Origin of the sequence: Microbacterium sp. LMI12-1-1.1 (assembly GCF_040676455.1) — a bacterium.
Classification (GTDB): domain Bacteria; phylum Actinomycetota; class Actinomycetes; order Actinomycetales; family Microbacteriaceae; genus Microbacterium.
Genome location: NZ_JBEGIA010000001.1, coordinates 1,281,022 through 1,296,419 on the forward strand (window position 1 = coordinate 1,281,022; position 15,398 = coordinate 1,296,419).

12 protein-coding genes are annotated in these 15,398 nt (G+C 68.6%); 5 read left to right on the forward strand and 7 right to left on the reverse strand.

Annotated features, from left to right (window positions below; all coding sequences use genetic code 11):
• Positions 1 to 6: 6 nt before the first annotated feature.
• Positions 7 to 678 (reverse strand): rhamnogalacturonan acetylesterase, encoded by a 672-nt coding sequence (locus MRBLMI12_RS06160; protein WP_363354817.1) that lies wholly within the window; start codon positions 676 to 678, stop codon positions 7 to 9.
• 52 nt (positions 679 to 730) lie between these two features.
• Between MRBLMI12_RS06160 and MRBLMI12_RS06165 the strand changes: the two genes are divergently transcribed.
• Together MRBLMI12_RS06165 and MRBLMI12_RS06170 are read left to right on the forward strand one after the other, a co-directional pair.
• Complete coding sequence (locus tag MRBLMI12_RS06165; protein WP_363354819.1) at positions 731 to 2,518, forward strand: ABC transporter ATP-binding protein; 1,788 nt, start codon at positions 731 to 733, stop codon at positions 2,516 to 2,518.
• Positions 2,519 to 2,623: 105 nt separating this feature from the next.
• Positions 2,624 to 3,718, forward strand: a complete 1,095-nt coding sequence (locus MRBLMI12_RS06170) for a Gfo/Idh/MocA family protein (protein ID WP_363354821.1) — start codon at positions 2,624 to 2,626, stop codon at positions 3,716 to 3,718.
• 483 nt (positions 3,719 to 4,201) lie between these two features.
• Here MRBLMI12_RS06170 and MRBLMI12_RS06175 read toward each other — a convergent pair whose 3' ends face one another.
• The 6 genes from MRBLMI12_RS06175 to MRBLMI12_RS06200 all read right to left on the reverse strand — a co-directional run bounded on the left by MRBLMI12_RS06175 (position 4,202) and on the right by MRBLMI12_RS06200 (position 11,667).
• Complete coding sequence (locus MRBLMI12_RS06175) at positions 4,202 to 6,844, reverse strand: Tat pathway signal sequence domain protein (protein ID WP_363354823.1); 2,643 nt, start codon at positions 6,842 to 6,844, stop codon at positions 4,202 to 4,204.
• Positions 6,841 to 7,485 carry a DUF1961 family protein gene (locus tag MRBLMI12_RS06180; protein ID WP_363354825.1) on the reverse strand — a complete coding sequence of 215 codons (645 nt, stop codon included), beginning with the start codon at positions 7,483 to 7,485 and terminating at the stop codon, positions 6,841 to 6,843. The genes MRBLMI12_RS06175 and MRBLMI12_RS06180 overlap by 4 nt, the downstream gene beginning before the upstream one ends.
• Positions 7,482 to 8,363 (reverse strand): carbohydrate ABC transporter permease, encoded by an 882-nt coding sequence (locus MRBLMI12_RS06185; protein ID WP_363354827.1) that lies wholly within the window; start codon positions 8,361 to 8,363, stop codon positions 7,482 to 7,484. Before MRBLMI12_RS06185 ends, MRBLMI12_RS06180 begins: the two co-directional genes overlap by 4 nt.
• Complete coding sequence (locus MRBLMI12_RS06190; RefSeq protein ID WP_363354829.1) at positions 8,363 to 9,334, reverse strand: ABC transporter permease; 972 nt, start codon at positions 9,332 to 9,334, stop codon at positions 8,363 to 8,365. The genes MRBLMI12_RS06185 and MRBLMI12_RS06190 overlap by 1 nt, the downstream gene beginning before the upstream one ends.
• Before the next feature lie 67 nt (positions 9,335 to 9,401).
• Positions 9,402 to 10,949, reverse strand: a complete 1,548-nt coding sequence (locus MRBLMI12_RS06195) for an extracellular solute-binding protein (RefSeq protein ID WP_363354831.1) — start codon at positions 10,947 to 10,949, stop codon at positions 9,402 to 9,404.
• Between the two features lie 58 nt (positions 10,950 to 11,007).
• Positions 11,008 to 11,667 carry a YesL family protein gene (locus MRBLMI12_RS06200; protein ID WP_363354833.1) on the reverse strand — a complete coding sequence of 220 codons (660 nt, stop codon included), beginning with the start codon at positions 11,665 to 11,667 and terminating at the stop codon, positions 11,008 to 11,010.
• Positions 11,668 to 12,093: 426 nt separating this feature from the next.
• Between MRBLMI12_RS06200 and MRBLMI12_RS06205 the strand changes: the two genes are divergently transcribed.
• The 3 genes from MRBLMI12_RS06205 to MRBLMI12_RS06215 all read left to right on the forward strand — a co-directional run bounded on the left by MRBLMI12_RS06205 (position 12,094) and on the right by MRBLMI12_RS06215 (position 15,385).
• Positions 12,094 to 13,395 carry an ABC transporter substrate-binding protein gene (locus tag MRBLMI12_RS06205; protein ID WP_363354835.1) on the forward strand — a complete coding sequence of 434 codons (1,302 nt, stop codon included), beginning with the start codon at positions 12,094 to 12,096 and terminating at the stop codon, positions 13,393 to 13,395.
• Between the two features lie 74 nt (positions 13,396 to 13,469).
• Positions 13,470 to 14,465 (forward strand): carbohydrate ABC transporter permease, encoded by a 996-nt coding sequence (locus MRBLMI12_RS06210; protein ID WP_404910057.1) that lies wholly within the window; start codon positions 13,470 to 13,472, stop codon positions 14,463 to 14,465.
• Positions 14,462 to 15,385 carry a carbohydrate ABC transporter permease gene (locus MRBLMI12_RS06215; protein WP_363354837.1) on the forward strand — a complete coding sequence of 308 codons (924 nt, stop codon included), beginning with the start codon at positions 14,462 to 14,464 and terminating at the stop codon, positions 15,383 to 15,385. The genes MRBLMI12_RS06210 and MRBLMI12_RS06215 overlap by 4 nt, the downstream gene beginning before the upstream one ends.
• Positions 15,386 to 15,398 lie beyond the last annotated feature (13 nt).

Sequence of the window (15,398 nt, forward strand, 5' to 3'; positions counted from 1 at the left end):
GCCGCCTCAGCTGACCAGCTGAGAGCCCTTGGCCGGCCGATCGCCGTCGCGGCGCTCGATCGCCCGCAGTGACCGTCCGACGAAGGCGGCTATCCGCCGCGCGCCCCGCTCGTGGAAGTGGGTGTCGTCGGCGAGCCCGTCGGGCCACAAGGGGTGCTCACCGGGCGCGAAATGCGACAGCAGGGCGACGGATGCCTCCGGCCCGAGATCCTCGTAGAGCCACGTCGTGAACGCCGTAAGGTCGATCAGCGGCACGTCGAGCTCGTGCGCCAGATCGCGCACGGCGTTCGGATAGTCGCCGTGCGTCGCGGTCACGCGGTCGCCGTCGAACCAGCGCCGCTCGACGGAGGTGCACAGCACCGGTCGCGCGCCCCGTGCGCGGACGTCGTCGACCATGCCGCGCAGGCGTGCCGTGTACCCGCCGCGCGCGCCGAGCTCGGGCAGCTTCTGGTCGTTGTGCCCGAACTGGATCACGACGACGTCACCCGCGGCGACGCCGCCGAGCAGGCGGGCCCAGGTTCCGTCGGCGAGGAACGACTCTGTCGTCGCGCCGCCGTAGGCGAGGTTGCGCACCGGCGCCTCGACCACGGGTTCGATGTACGAGCCCCACCCGGTCATGGGCAGCTCGTCGGGCTTGGCGGGGGCGACCGTCGAGTCTCCGGCCAGGTGGTACGTCATGTTCAGCCTTTCGCAGGCGCCGGGGCGCGGCATCCGTCGATACCATGTCATCATGACTCAGAAAGCGTTTACCGGCGCTATCCGCGTCATCGGGATCGCCCAGAATCCTCGACCCGGCCGATCGGTGCTGGCGCTGCTCGCGCGCCGCCCCGCGCGCATGACCGCCGCCATCCTCGCGTTCGCGTGCAAGGAGATCCCGCTCTGGTTCCTGCCGGTGGTGACGGCCAAGATCATCGACCTGGTCGCGACCGGCGGCGACGTGTCGACCGTGCTGGTGTGGTTCGCGATCGCGGCGGTGCTGCTCATCCAGAACTACCCGATGCACATCGTCTACACGCGCAACTTCATGACGGTCGTGCGCGACACCGGCGCGGACCTCCGCAACGCCCTCGCCGCGCGACTGCAGAGCCTGTCGATCGGCTACCACACGCGGGTGAGCTCGTCGATCGTGCAGACGAAGGTGGTGCGCGACGTCGAGAACGTCGAGCTCATGCTGCAGCAGGTGACGCACCCGCTGCTGTCCTCGACGATGGTGCTGATCGGCGCCATCGTGATGACCGCGATCGCCGTGCCGCAGTTCCTGCCCGTGTACGCCCTCGCGGTGCCGATCGCCCTCGTGCTGCGCGCCACCCTCAGCCGCCGCTCGCAGGCCCGCAACGAGGTGTTCCGCCGCGAGGTCGAGGGGTTCGCTGCGCGCGTCGGCGAGATGGCCTCGCTCATTCCGGTGACCCGCGCGCACGGCCTCGAGCGCACCGCCGTCTCGCGCGTGCAGGCCGGCGCCGACGGCGTCCGTCGCGCGGGGCTCGACCTCGACATGCTCAACGGCCACGTCGCGTCGATCTCGTGGGTCGCGATGCAGCTGCTCGGACTCGGATGCCTCGTGCTCGCCGCGATCTTCGCGCTCACCGGCATCCTCCCGATCACGCCCGGCGAGGTCGTGCTGCTGTCGTCGTACTTCACGCTGCTGACGTCGGGACTGACGTCGCTGCTGATGCTCATCCCGGTCGGCGCCCGCGGCCTCGAGTCGATGCGCTCGATCTCGGAGGTGCTGCAGGAGCCCGACCTGGAGCAGAACGAGGGCAAGCGCGCGGTCGAGCAGGTCGGCGGTCATCTGCAGCTGCAGCACGTCTCGCATCGCTACGACGGCGCGGAACGGGATGCCGTGCGCGACGTCTCGCTCGACATCCCGCCCGGCGAGACCGTCGCCTTCGTGGGCTCGTCGGGATCGGGCAAGTCGACGATGCTCAACCTCGTGCTGGGGTTCGTGCGCCCGACGTCGGGGCGCATCCTGCTCGACGGGGCCGACATGCAGAGCCTCGATCTGCGGACCGTGCGCCAGTCCGTCTCGGTCGTGCCGCAGGAGTCGGTGCTGTTCGAGGGGACCATCCGCGACAACATCGCGTACGGCCTCGACGACGTGTCGGAGGAGCGTCTGCATCAGGCGCTGCGCGACGCCAACGCGGCCGAGTTCGTCGACCGGCTGCCGGGCGGGTGGGACACCGTCGTCGGCGAGCGCGGCGCGCGCCTGTCGGGCGGCCAGCGGCAGCGACTCGCGATCGCCCGGGCGCTGGTGCGCGACCCGCGCATCCTCCTCCTCGACGAGGCGACCTCGGCGCTGGACCCGGAGTCGGAGGAGCTCGTCAAAGACGCGCTCAACCGCCTGATGCGCGGCCGCACCACCCTGGTCGTCGCCCACCGCCTGTCGACGATCCGCCAGGCCGACCGGATCGTCGTTCTCGAGCACGGCGAGGTGGTCGAGGTCGGCGGGCACGACGCGCTGCTCGCCGCCGGTGGCCGCTACGCCCACCTCCACGCCACGCAGGCGGGCCACCCGCGCTGAGGTGTCTCCGGCGTGGGATAGCGCTTTCCGCTCCCACCGCCTACCCTGGAAGAGCGGATGCCGCCGGCCGCGGCATCCGCTCTCGATCCACCCGAAGGAGCCACCGTGACCGAGAATCTGCGCTGCGCCATCGTGGGCACCGGAGCGATCGCCCACTCGCACGCGAGGGCGATCGCCGCGTACCCGCAGGCCGAGCTGGTCGCCGTGACCGACCTGAGCCGCGCGTCGGCCGAGGCGTTCGCCGCCTCCTACGGCGCCCCCGTCGTGTACGACGACCTCGAGACCCTCCTCGCGGCCGAGCACCCCGATGTCGTCCACGTCTGCACTCCCCCGGGCGCGCACGCCGCCCAGACCATCGCCGCCTTCGCGGCCGGCGCACACGTCGTCGTCGAGAAGCCTCCGGCGCCGTCGCTCGACGAGCTCCAGGAGATGACGGATGCCGCAGCCGCCGCCGACCGCCGGCTCGCGGTCGTCTTCCAGCAGCGCACCGGCACGGCGCCCGCGCATGTGAAGCGCCTGCTCGACTCCGGCGCGCTCGGGCGTCCGCTCGTCGCCCAGTGCCAGACGCTCTGGTACCGCGATGCCGCGTACTTCGCCGTGCCGTGGCGCGGCAAGTGGGAGACCGAGGGCGGCGGCACGACCCTCGGCCACGCCATCCACCAGCTCGACCTGCTGGCGTTCCTGCTCGGCGACTGGACGCGCGTCGAAGGCCGCCTGTGGCGCCTCGACCGCGAGACGCAGACCGAGGACGTGTCGACAGCGACCGTCGTGTTCGAGGGCGGCGTGGTCGCACAGGTCGTCTCGAGCACCCTCTCGCCGCGCGAGGTGAGCACGATCCGCATCGACACCGAGAAGGCCACGATCACGGTCGACCACCTGTACGGCCACGGCCACGAGAACTGGCGCATCACGCCTGCTGCTCACATCGACGCCGACGAGGCCGCGACGTGGGAGATCACCGGCGCCGAGGAGCGCAGCGACCACGTGTACCTGCTGCGGGACGTCTTCGACGCTCTGCGATCGGGCGCGCCGCTCCCCCCGACGGCCGACGCCCCCGCCCGGTCGATCGAGCTCGTCGCGGCGATCTACGCCTCGGCCGACGCCGACGGCGCGGTGGTGACGCCGGCGGATCTCGCCGCGCACCCGACGCACCGCAAGAGCTTCGCCAGCGCCGTGATCGACCTGCGCCCGGCCCACTGAGTCCGAGGCTCGCTGAGTCCCACGAACCGCCGCCGCGCGAGCGGCACGGTGTCGCGGTCCGGCATCCAACAGGTCAACCGGCCTTCCCCAGGACGTTCAGCGCGCAGCTTCTCCTGTAAAGGCCTGGTTGACCTGTCGAAGGGCGCATAACCGGAGATCGGATGCCGCGACACGGCACCCCGCACACGCCGCGGTCCCGCCACGACTGCAAAGGTCACTGTCGCAGCACACCGCGCCCCCAGCATCCAACAGGTCAACCGGCCTTCCACAGGACGTTCAGCGCGCAGCTTCTCCTGTAGAGGCCTGGTTGACCTGTTGGATGCGACGACCGGGAGGACCCGAGGGCGAAGGCGTGCCTGCGAAAATGCGGAGGGATGCCGCGAAGGAATGCCGCGGCGAGGTGCCGCGATGGACTGCCTCTGCGAGGCACCGCGCCCCCGCGGCACCCGCGGCACCCGCGGCCCCGCGGCACCGCACCCCGCGCTACCGCGGCAGCCGGTCGCCGATCAGCGCCAGGTTCTGGATCGCCGCGAGGCCGTACTGCGCGACGTCATTGGTTCCGACCGTCGGCGCCTCGTCGACGGGGTTGAGCACTGCCGGCCCGTCGATGCGCCGCAGCACGAAGTCACGGCGGTGCACCAGCCACTCGCCGATCCCCTCGAACGCCCGCCATGCGGCATCCGCCAGCGCGTCGTCACCTCGGCTCGCCGCCGCGTAGGCGGTGAGCCGGCTGTGGGCCTGCTCGAGATGGATGCCGGTGAGCCGCTGCCCGACCGCGGCCTCCTGCTCGTCGGGTGAAGCGAGGTAGAGCCTGCAGTACTCGAGCCACGCGTCGCGGAAGCCGGGGACGTCGACCAGCGAGATGAGCTCGCTGCACACCTCGACGAGCCCGAACACGGCGCTCAGGTGCGACACGGCGATGCGTTCGCGCGCACTGTCGAATCGGCCGGCGTCGATGTCGTACAGCGCCTCGCCGGTGAGGAATCCGTGCGGAAGTGCGCCGATGTCGGCCATCGTGCCGAGCAGCCGGTCGCGCGAGCGCTCGTTGCCGGTGCGCTCCCAGTCGGCCAGCCATGTCGCCGCCAGCGCACCCCAGTCGGTGCCGAGTCCCACCGCGAGGGCGGCGCGGTCGGGGCGGTAGGTCGCGGCATCCGTCCGCACCTTGCGGGTCGGATCGGTGTCGAGGAAGCGGGCGTCGCTGTCGCGCAGCTCGGTGAGCAGATCGCCCACGCGCTCGTCGGCGGTCAGATAGTGGAAGATGCGCCGGTAGATCGGGCTCGAGATGCGCAGCTGCTTGGCGCTGCACCCCCAGTGCTGCACATTGTGCCGAGAGCCGAGCCCCTGCCACCGGCCCAGGTGGTAGACGTCCACCTCCCCCGTGTGGCGGGTCATCGCCTCGGCGAAGCGGAAGACGTCGGCGCGCCCGCTGCGCAGGTACGAGTACCACAGCCAGAGATCGGGCGAGAGCTCGCTGTTGTCCCACGCGTAGCCGCCCACGTCGTAGCGCCAGACGTGACGGTCCGCGTCGTACGCGTGCATGACGTCGCCGTAGTTCCAGAAGCCGTACCAGCGGCGCTGATCGACCTGCCCGAGATAGAAGTCCAGCAGGAAGTCGACGCTGTCCTCGATCTCGGTGCGTGCCGGCGTCGAACGGTCGACCGGCGCCCAGTCTCCGAACACGCCGACCGCGTGCAGGTGGTCCGGTGTGGGCTGCAGCAGCGGCGGTCGCTGCACCCTCTCGACGGCAGCGGCCACCTGCGCGATCGGCGGGGTCGCGGCGTATGCGAACAGCGTCAGCTCGTGCGTACGCGCCACGCCGTGAGCGTCACCGAAGCCGGGCTCGTAGTCCTCGTAGGTGATCTCGAGGCCTTCGAGCTGCGTCGCGAAGTCGTCCTGGCCGAGCCCGTCGTGGTAGAACCGCAGATCCATCGGCCGAGCCTCGGGCGCGTACAGCCAGGCGGTGAGCTCCGCCTGATCGCCCGTCGCACCGCGCAGGTCGAGCTGGCCGGGATGGGACTGCCAGAACGAGCGGATGCCGACCCCGAGCCCGCCGGCCGGATCGCTGATCCCGATGAAGCCTTCGGCACGCGTCCCCGCGCCGGCATCGATCCAAGCGTGTCCGGGCGCGGTGCGCTTGCGGATCGCGAAGCCGTCGGCACTGAGCTGGGTCAGCGTGAAGTCGCCCCACGCCGGGATGAGCTCGAGACGCTCCGACACCTGCGGGTTCCAGCGCGGGGTCGGCGGCGTCGCCTCGCCGCGGATCTGAGCGCCGCGCACCTCGGCGCCGGGGTCGCGCCGCAGACCGGTGAGCCCGCGGACCGCCTCGGCGAAGAACCCGCCGTCAGCACCCGCGATCCGGACGTGGCGGTCGTGCAGCGGCGCCCGCAGCGGCACGTCGGCGCGCAGACCGAGCCCGGCGAGGAAGTCGTGCTCGGCATCCCCGTCCCACACCACCGTGTGCACGAGACGCACCTCAGCCGACCCGGCGACCACCACGAACCGGACGGTGAACGGGAGCCATTCGCGCGAACCGTCCTCGTCCCGGTGCGCGCCCTCGACGCGGACGACCGCGCGGACCGGACCGTCCTGCTCCACGACGACCCTGTGCACCCGTGACCGGAACCGGCGGCGCGGGCCTGCCGCACCGTCCTCGGGCACGTCGTCCTGCAGCAGGCTCACCAGCCGGATGTCGCGGGCGACGATCCGCCCGTCGCGCACCACGCGGCGCGCGAGCGTGTCGATCGCGCCGTGCTCGGGGCGTGCGAACGCGAGCTCGATCACGCCGTTCGCGACCACGATCTCGTCCGCGTCCTCGCGTACGACCACGGACCCGATCCCTGCGCCGGCGGCCGCCGTCTGCGGCGAGAGGTCGGTCACCACCTCATACGCACCGGGCGCGTCGAGCGCGCCGACCGCGCACCCCGCCCACTTGACCGAGCCGTCCGGCCAGGTCGCGAGCGGCCAGAACTGCGCCGGCACACTCGGACCACCCATCTGCCGCAGACCGAGCGCGGAGACGGACGCGACGGTGCCGCGCGGAAGAGGGACTCCCCAGGTGGCGCCGCCGGGGAGCTCTGCCGGCGGGGCGTCGTCGAGCCAGCGGAGCGGGACGGTCGAAGTGGTCACAGCGAGTGAACCTCCAGGTTGCGGTAGCGGGCGACGAGCGGCGACATCTGCCGGAATCCGATCCGACCGTCGCGTATCCGCGGACCGGTGGACTCGTCATCGATCCAGTCGAACAGGGGCAGGCCGTCGATCGAGAACGAGACGCGAGCGACATCCTTGACGACCTCGATGCGGTAGTACGAGTCCTTCGCATCGACCACCGGCGGCAGCGGATCGGCACCCTGGCACACGAGGTGGAAGCCGGGCGACTTGCGCAGATTGCAGGTGTGGAACGCGCGCTCGTCCTCCCATCGGCGACGGAAGTACGACACGTGAAGCGTCCGCAGGTCGCTCGAGTGGTACTGCGGGTAGACGCCGGTGCGATGCGCGACGCCATCGTCGAAGATGCCGCGCCCGCCGGTCGCCGCCGCACCGAAGAACAGCATGGCGAGACCCGGCTCTTCGCGGGGCGCGAAGTCCCACGAGATGCGGACCCGGTCGGGGAAGACCTCAGGGCACCACAGCGTCCAGTGGTCGTCGAAGCCGCCCGAGCTCGACAGCGCCAGGCCGTCCTCGGTCGCGCGGACCGCCACCGGGCCCTCGGCGACCCATCCGTCCAGATCGGATGCCGCCGCCAGCGGATTGCGGTACAGCAGCGTCATCCCTTGACCGACCCGATCAGCATGCCCTTCGCGAAGTGCTTCTGCAGGAAGGGGTAGAACAGCACGATCGGCAGCGTCGCGACGATGATGACGGCGAACTTGATTCCCTGCGCGGGCGGCAGCTGCGTCGGATCCTGCTCGACGACCGACAGGTCGGTGGCGACGGTCACCTGGCGCAGGAACATCTGCAGCGTCCACATCGAGTTGTCGTTGAGGTACAGCAGCGGCGACATGAAGTCGTTCCAGATCCCGACCGCGTAGAACAGCGCGAACGTCGCGAGCACCGGCTTCGACAGCGGCAGCACGATGTTCCACAGCGTCTGCAGCTCGTTCGCGCCGTCGATCTTCGCGGACTCCTCCAGCTCGGCGGGAAGCTGCTGGAAGAAGTTCTTGATGATGATGAGGCTGAACGGGTTGATCGCCATCGGGAGGATCAGCGCCCAGTAGTTGTTGAGCAGGCCGAGGTCCTTCACCACCAGGAACGTCGGGATCATCCCGCCCCCGAACACCATCGTGAAGACGATCAGCGAGAGGATCAGACGGCCGCCCGGCAGGTTGGCCTTGCTCAGCGGATAGGCCATCGTCGCGGTCAGCGCCAGCTGGACCGCGGTGCCCACGGCCGTCACCACGATCGTCGTGATGAGTGCCCGCACGAAGGCGGGGCTCGTGAAGATCGCCTCGTATGCGTCGAGCGAGAACGTCTCCGGCCACAGGAAGAACGAGCGCGTCGCCAGTTCGGCCTCGGTCGCGAACGACCCGGCGAGGACGTAGACGAAGGGCACGAGCGCGACGATGCCGATCGCTGTGAGGAGCACGACGTTGAACACGTCGAACACGCGGCCGGCGGGAGTGTTGAACCGGTACTTCTCGCGAGCCATCAGAAGATCCCTACCTGGTTGAAGCGCTTGGCGACCCAGTTCGCCCCGAAGATGAGCACGACGCCGACGACCGCCTTGAACAGGCCCACAGCGGTGCTGTAGCTGTAGGAGCCCTGCGTGATGCCCATGAAGTAGACGTACGTGTCGAAGACGTCGGCCACCGATCGGTTGAGCGAGTTGGTCATGAGGTAGATCTGCTCGAACCCGGTGTTGAGGATCTGCCCCATCTGCAGCACGAGCATCACGATGATCGTGGGCATGATCGAGGGGATCGTGATGTGCCACACCCGCTGGAAGCGGCCCGCGCCGTCGATGATCGCGGCCTCGTACTGCGCCTGGTCGACACCGGCCAGCGCGGCCAGGAAGATGATGGTGCCCCACCCGGTGTTCTTCCAGATGTCCTGCAGGACGATGATCGGCCGGAACCACGCCGGATCGGCGAGGAAGTTGATGTCGGTGCCGAGGATGCCGTTGATCAGCTGGAACAGCGGGCCGATGTCGAGTGCGAACAGCAGGTAGGTCAGCGACGCCACCACGGTCCACGACAGGAAGTGGGGCACGTAGATGAGCGTCTGCGTCGTGCGCTTGAGGATCGTCAGGCGCATCTCGTTGAGCAGCAGCGCCACGATGATCGTCAGCGGAAACGCGATCAGCAGCGACAGCAGCGCGAGGATGATCGTGTTCCCGAGCAGACGCGGGAAGTCGGGGCTCGCGAAGAAGTCCTCGAAGTGCGCGAATCCGACCCAGGGGCTGTCGGCGATGCCGAGGAAGGGGACGTAGTCCTTGAAGGCGATGATCGCGCCGTACATCGGCCAGTACCGGAACAGCAGGAAGTAGACGATGCCGGGTACGAGCAGAAGGTAGAGCCACTTGAACTGGGTGAAGTGGACGCGAACGCCGCGACGGCGCCGGCTCTGCTTCTCAACGGTCAGCGTCTCGGTCGCCGTGACGGCGGTGTCGAGCATTGCCATGGATGGGCCTCTCGGTCAGTGCCGGGGATGACGGGCGCGCAGGCACCCGCCATCCCCGGCCCGGCGATCAGGAGTCGGCGTCGGCCAGCTCGTTGATCTCGGCGATGATGTCGTCGCCGCCGCTGGAGCGCCACAGCTCGACGGCGTCCTCGAGCCCGTCGAGGTCGATCTGACCCGCGATGTACTGGATGCGCGCATCGGCGACGATGGTGTCCAGCTGGGCGCCCTTCGAGACGTATGTCGGCGACACGTAGGGCGCTGCCGGGTCGAACTGGGCCGACTCGAGGTCGGCCGCCTCGATCTCCTTGCGCTTGTCGTACATCTCCTGCTCGTACTCCGACGGCTGCTTGGGCAGATACCCCTGGAAGCCGTTGACGTTGGTGCCGAGCTGTGCGTACGCGCCGACGGTGTCCTTCAGCGCCTGCGGCACGTCGTCCACGGCGACGGCAAGATCGCCGTCCAGGGTGTAGGTGACATCTTCGATGCCGTTGTTGAGGATCGGGCCCGCCTCTGCCGAGTTGAGCTCGTTCAGCACCTCGAGCACGCCGCGCAGCTCCGCCTCGGTGCGCACCTGCGCCTTGGGGATCGCGAGGAAGCCGCTGTAGCCCGAGGTGGGCAGCGCGTACAGGTCGCCGTCAGGCCCGGTCAGGTTGCCGGTGACGTCGACATAGTTCTCGAAGTTGTCGGGATCCGACTGCTTGACCAGGCTGATCAGCTGGCCGACGCGCGAGTGGACGTCGATGATGATGCCGCCCTTGCCGGTGAGGAACGGCTCGTTCCACTTCGCCGAGTCGAACGTCGCGTAGTCGGGGTTGACGACACCCTCCTCGACCAGCTGCCGCTCGAACTGCACGGCCTCGAACCACTCGTCGGTGGTGAAGTTCGGCACGAGCTCTCCGTCGCGCTCGGTCCAGCGGGTGCCCGCGCCGTACCAGGTCTCGATCGCGTCCCACGGGCTGTTCGTGCCGATGGTTCCGGGCCACTTCGGGATGATGAGACCGTAGGTGTCGTCCGCCCCGTTGCCGTCGGGATCGTCCTCGGTGAAGGCCTTCGCGATCTCGTAGAGGTCCTCGGTCGTCTCCGGCAGCTCGAGTCCCACGTTCTCGAGCCAGTCCTTGCGGATGATGACGGCCTCGCGCATGACGTCGCGGGCGCGGAAGACGCCGTACACCTTGCCGTTCACGCTCGACGCCCGCTGCACCTCGGGGAAGGTGGTCTTGAGGTTCTCGTAGTCGTCGAGATAGTCGGTGAGATCCCAGAACGCGCCCGCCTCCGCGTTGCGGACGAACCCGGGGTCCTTGCCCTGGATCACCATCACCTGGGGAAGATCGTCGCCGGCGAGCGTGATGTTGACCTTGTCGCCGTAAGAGGCATTCGGCACCCACGTCATGTCCAGATCGACGCCGATGACATCCTCGACGGCGGCCTCGATCTCGTTGTCCTCCTCGGGGGCGTTTGTGCTGAGGAACGGCGCCATGATCGACAGGCTCTCGAGCTTCGCGGCATCCGTGCTGTTCGCGTCATCGGCGCCGGTTCCGCTCCCGGAGCAACCGGTGAGGGCGAGGGCGGCGACGACGGCGATGCCGACGCCGACGAGCGGCTTGCTGTGGTTCATTGCAGAACTCCTTCGTTCGGGGATGGGGTTTTCTCTGGGGGAGGTTGGACGGAGAGGATCAGGAAGAAGGGGACCCCGCGGCGGCGCGGTCGGCGACGGCGCGGTCATTGGCGGTGAAGAACGAGAGGCACATGACCGTGCTGAGCGTCAGCCACGCCCCCACCGTCAGGAACGGGACGATCCCGGGCAGGATGCTGCCGACCGCCGCGATCGCGACGGCGCCCAGCAGCAGCAGGACCACGTGGAGGACGTTGCGCATCGCCCAGCGGCTCGCGGTGAGGAGGTAGGCGCGGAGCGGCAGTTCGTAGTGGACGTACAGCGGGACCGAGACAGCGGTGATCAGGAAGGCTGCGGCCAGTGCGACGACGGTCGAGACGCCGAGCACCGAGCCGACGGTCCCGGCTGCGAGCTGCCCGGCGGCGCCGACCGCCAGCATCCCGGTCACGAGGAATCCGACGCCGAGCGCGACGTTCGCCTTCCGCAGATCGCGGCGCCATGCGGTGGCGAAGGACCGTGCCACCGGGAACACCTCGCCCCGGAGGCGTCGCCGTGTGAGATCGGCGGCGGCGGTGCTCGAGGGCACGACGCCGAACAGGATGCCCCCGGCGAGAGCGAACACCCACCACAGCGCGTTGACGTACGCCATCCACCACACCCAGTCGAAGACGGCGTGAGCACGCAGGGCCCACGTCGGCATGGCAGACGAATGGTCCGTCATCACATCTCCATCGTTGTGGGCGAGAGGCACCAACCGGGAATACGTTTTCCCGGCAAAGCCACGAGTAACGTAACCGCCACCGCAGGCGGAGTCAACTCGTCGACCCGTCGGAAGTGAAACGTCTCATGCAAATCTCAGAAACGTTTCGACGATTGCGCACCCAGTCCGAGCCGGCTGCGCGGCGCCGACGGCGGCCGGCGACTGGGACCGTGCACGGCCCCGAACGGTGAAGCCGCGTCGAGCGTTACTGAATCGTTTAAATTTGTGCCGAGAATCGCTTGCGAAACGTTTTTAGACGAGGTACCGTAGCGGGCAAGCGCTTTCCAGCACCGCATGTTCCACACCCGGATGCGCCTACACCGCACTCACAGACGACGAACGTCTCACGCGGAGAAGCGAACGCAGACGTTCACAAGGAGGACAAGGATGTTCAGCAAGAAGCGGGCCCTCGCCATAGCCGCGGTCGCGGCCGGCGGCGCCCTGGTGCTCGCCGGCTGCGCCGGCGGCAGCGACGAGACCCCCGACGCGGCTCCGACGTTCGACCCGAACGAGGAGGTCACCCTCAACCTCGCGTTCTGGGGCAACGACGTGCGCGCCGACCTCTACAACGAGGCGATCGTCGCGTTCAACGAGGAGTTCCCCAACATCACGGTCAACTCCACGTTCCTCACCTTCCCCGAGTTCTGGGAGAAGCGGCAGACCGAGGCGGCCGGCGGCAACCTCCCCGACGTGATGCAGTTCGACTACTCCTACCTGCGTCAGTACGCCGAGAACAACCTGCTGCTCGATCTCGACCCGTACCTCGGCAACATCATCGAGACCGACCCGCTGCCCGAGAACATCCTCGACATCGGCGTCGTCAACGACACGACCTACGGCATCACCACGTCCACCAACGCGTGGGGCCTCTTCACCAACCCGGTCCTCCTCGAGAACGCCGGCGTCGCAGAGTTCGAAGGCGGCAGCTGGGACGACTACGCCGAGTGGATGGGCGAGGTCACCGACGGCGCGGGCGGCGAGTTCTGGGGTGGGTCCGACTTCACCGGCCGCATCCAGAACTTCGAGCTGCAGCTGCGCGCCGAGGGCCAGAACCTCTTCAACGAGGACGGCACGCCCGGCTTCGACGAGGAGCGCCTGACGGAGTTCTGGGAGTCCGGACAGGACGTCCGCGACGGGATCGGCATCCCCCAGCAGCGCGTCGCGGAGGTCGCGCCGAAGGGCGCCTTCGACAGCGCGCTGACGGCGAGCGAGCTCACGTGGGACAACTTCGGCGCCGGCTACCTCGCCGGCCTCGGCGAGGGCTACACCGAGCTCGGCCTGATCGCTCCCCCGGTGACGGAGGAAGGCGCGAAGGACCTGTACCTGAAGCCCTCGATGCTCCACACGATCTCGGCCAGCACCGAGCACCCCGAGGCGGCGGCGACGCTCGTCAACTTCCTCGTGAACTCGCCGGAGTCGGGCGAGATCTTCGGCACCAACCGCGGCCTGCCGGCCTCGGAGACCGCCCTCGCCGCGGCCGAGCTCGACCCGCTCAGCCAGCAGGTCAAGGACTACGAGGCCTCGATCGCCGACCGCCTGGGTGACGCCCCGCCGGTGCCGATCGTCGGCTACGGCACCCTCGAGGAGAAGTTCCGCCAGCTCGGTGAGGAACTGAACTTCGGCACGGTCACCGTCGATGACGCGGTCTCGCAGTTCTTCGCCGAGATGGACGTCGTCCTCAACCAGTGACAGCCTTCCGGGCCCGGGCGCACGATGCGCCCGGGCCCGGAACACCACTCCATGAACCCGTATCGGAGAGTCTCGTGAGCACCACAGCGACCAGAGTCATCGTGACCGGTGAGAAGTCATCGCGTCGTTCCCTGTTCCGCCGGTCCCGGCCGGAACGGACGGATCGTCCGGGCATGCGACAGCGTGCCGTGAAGGAGACGGTCGCCGGCTACGGGTTCCTCGTGCCGTGGCTGGTGGGGTTCTTCGGCCTCACGCTGATCCCGATGGCGTACTCGCTGTACCTGTCGTTCACGAGCTACAACATCTTCAGCCCGCCGAAGTGGATCGGCTTCGACAACTACATCCGGATGTTCACGTCGGACCCGGCGTTCATCCAGTCCGCGCAGATCACGCTGATCTACGTGGTGGTCGGCACCCCGATCACCCTCGCCGCGGCACTCGCGGTGGCCATGCTCCTGAACTACCGCGACAAGGGCGCCGGGTTCTTCCGGTCCGCCTTCTACGCCCCGTCGCTCATCGGCGGATCCGTGTCGGTCGCGATCGTGTGGCGGGCGATGTTCGCCAGCGACGGCCCGGTCGACAACGGCCTGTCGGCGATCGGCATCGACCTGGGCGGCTGGATCGGCAACCCCGCGCTGGTGCTGCCCGCGATGATCCTCCTCGCGATCTGGCAGTTCGGCGCCACCATGGTCATCTTCCTCGCCGGCCTCAAGCAGATCCCCAAGGAGCTGTACGAGGCGGCCGAGATGGACGGCGCCGGCGCCTGGCACCGGTTCCGCGCCGTCACCCTGCCGATGCTGTCACCGGTGATCTTCTTCAACCTGCTGCTGGGCCTGATCGGCGCCTTCCAGGTGTTCGCGTCGGCCTACATCATCTCCAACGGCACCGGCGGCCCCGCCGGCATGACGAACTTCATCACGCTGTACCTCTACAAGCGCGGCTTCAGCGACGGCCAGATGGGCTACGCCGCCGCCATCGCCTGGGTGCTGCTGATCGTCGTCGCCGTCATCGCCTTCATCCTCTTCCGCACCCAGCGAAGCTGGGTCCACTACGCCGGAGACAACCGATGAGCACCACAAGTTTCGGCGAACCCGCCATCGCCACCCTCGAGAACCAGATCGACGCCACCCCCCGCGCCCCGCGCCGCAAGGTCAAGCGCAAGACCTGGCAGACCGTCATCTGGTTCATCGTGCTCATCGCGGTCACCGCGGTCGTGCTCTACCCGCTGGTGTGGCTGCTGTTCGCCACCTTCAAGCCCAACAGCGAGTTCGGCTCCAACATGGGCCTCATCCCGAACGCGCCCACCATCGACAACTACACGAAGGTGTTCGAGGGCATCGCCGGGGTGCCGATGTGGCGGTTCTTCCTGAACTCGTTCATCATCGCCGCCGGCTCCGTGATCGGCGTGCTGCTGTCCTCGTCGCTCGCCGCCTACGCGTTCGCCCGCATCCAGTTCAAGGGCCTCAGCGTGCTGTTCGCCGCGATGATCGGCACCCTGCTGCTGCCGTTCCACGTCGTGATCATCCCGCAGTACATCATCTTCAACCGGCTCGACATGATCGACACCTTCTGGCCGCTGCTGCTGCCGAAGTTCCTCGCCACCGAAGCGTTCTTCGTGTTCCTGCTCGTCCAGTTCATCCGCCAGATGCCCCGCGACATGGACGAAGCCGCCCGCATCGACGGCGCCGGCCACATGCGCATCTTCTGGTCGATCATCCTGCCGCTGATCAAGCCTGCCCTGATCACCTGCTCGATCTTCGCGTTCATCTGGGCCTGGAACGACTTCCTCGGACCCCTGCTCTACCTCACCAGCCCCGAGAACTACCCGCTGCCGATCGCTCTGCGCCTCTACAACGACCAGACCTCGGTCAGCGACTACGGCGCCACCGTCACCGCGTCGTTCATCGCCCTCATCCCCGTCCTGCTCTTCTTCCTCGTGTTCCAGCGCTTCCTCGTCGACGGCGTCGCCACACAGGGCCTCAAGGGCTGACGGACCCAGGAAA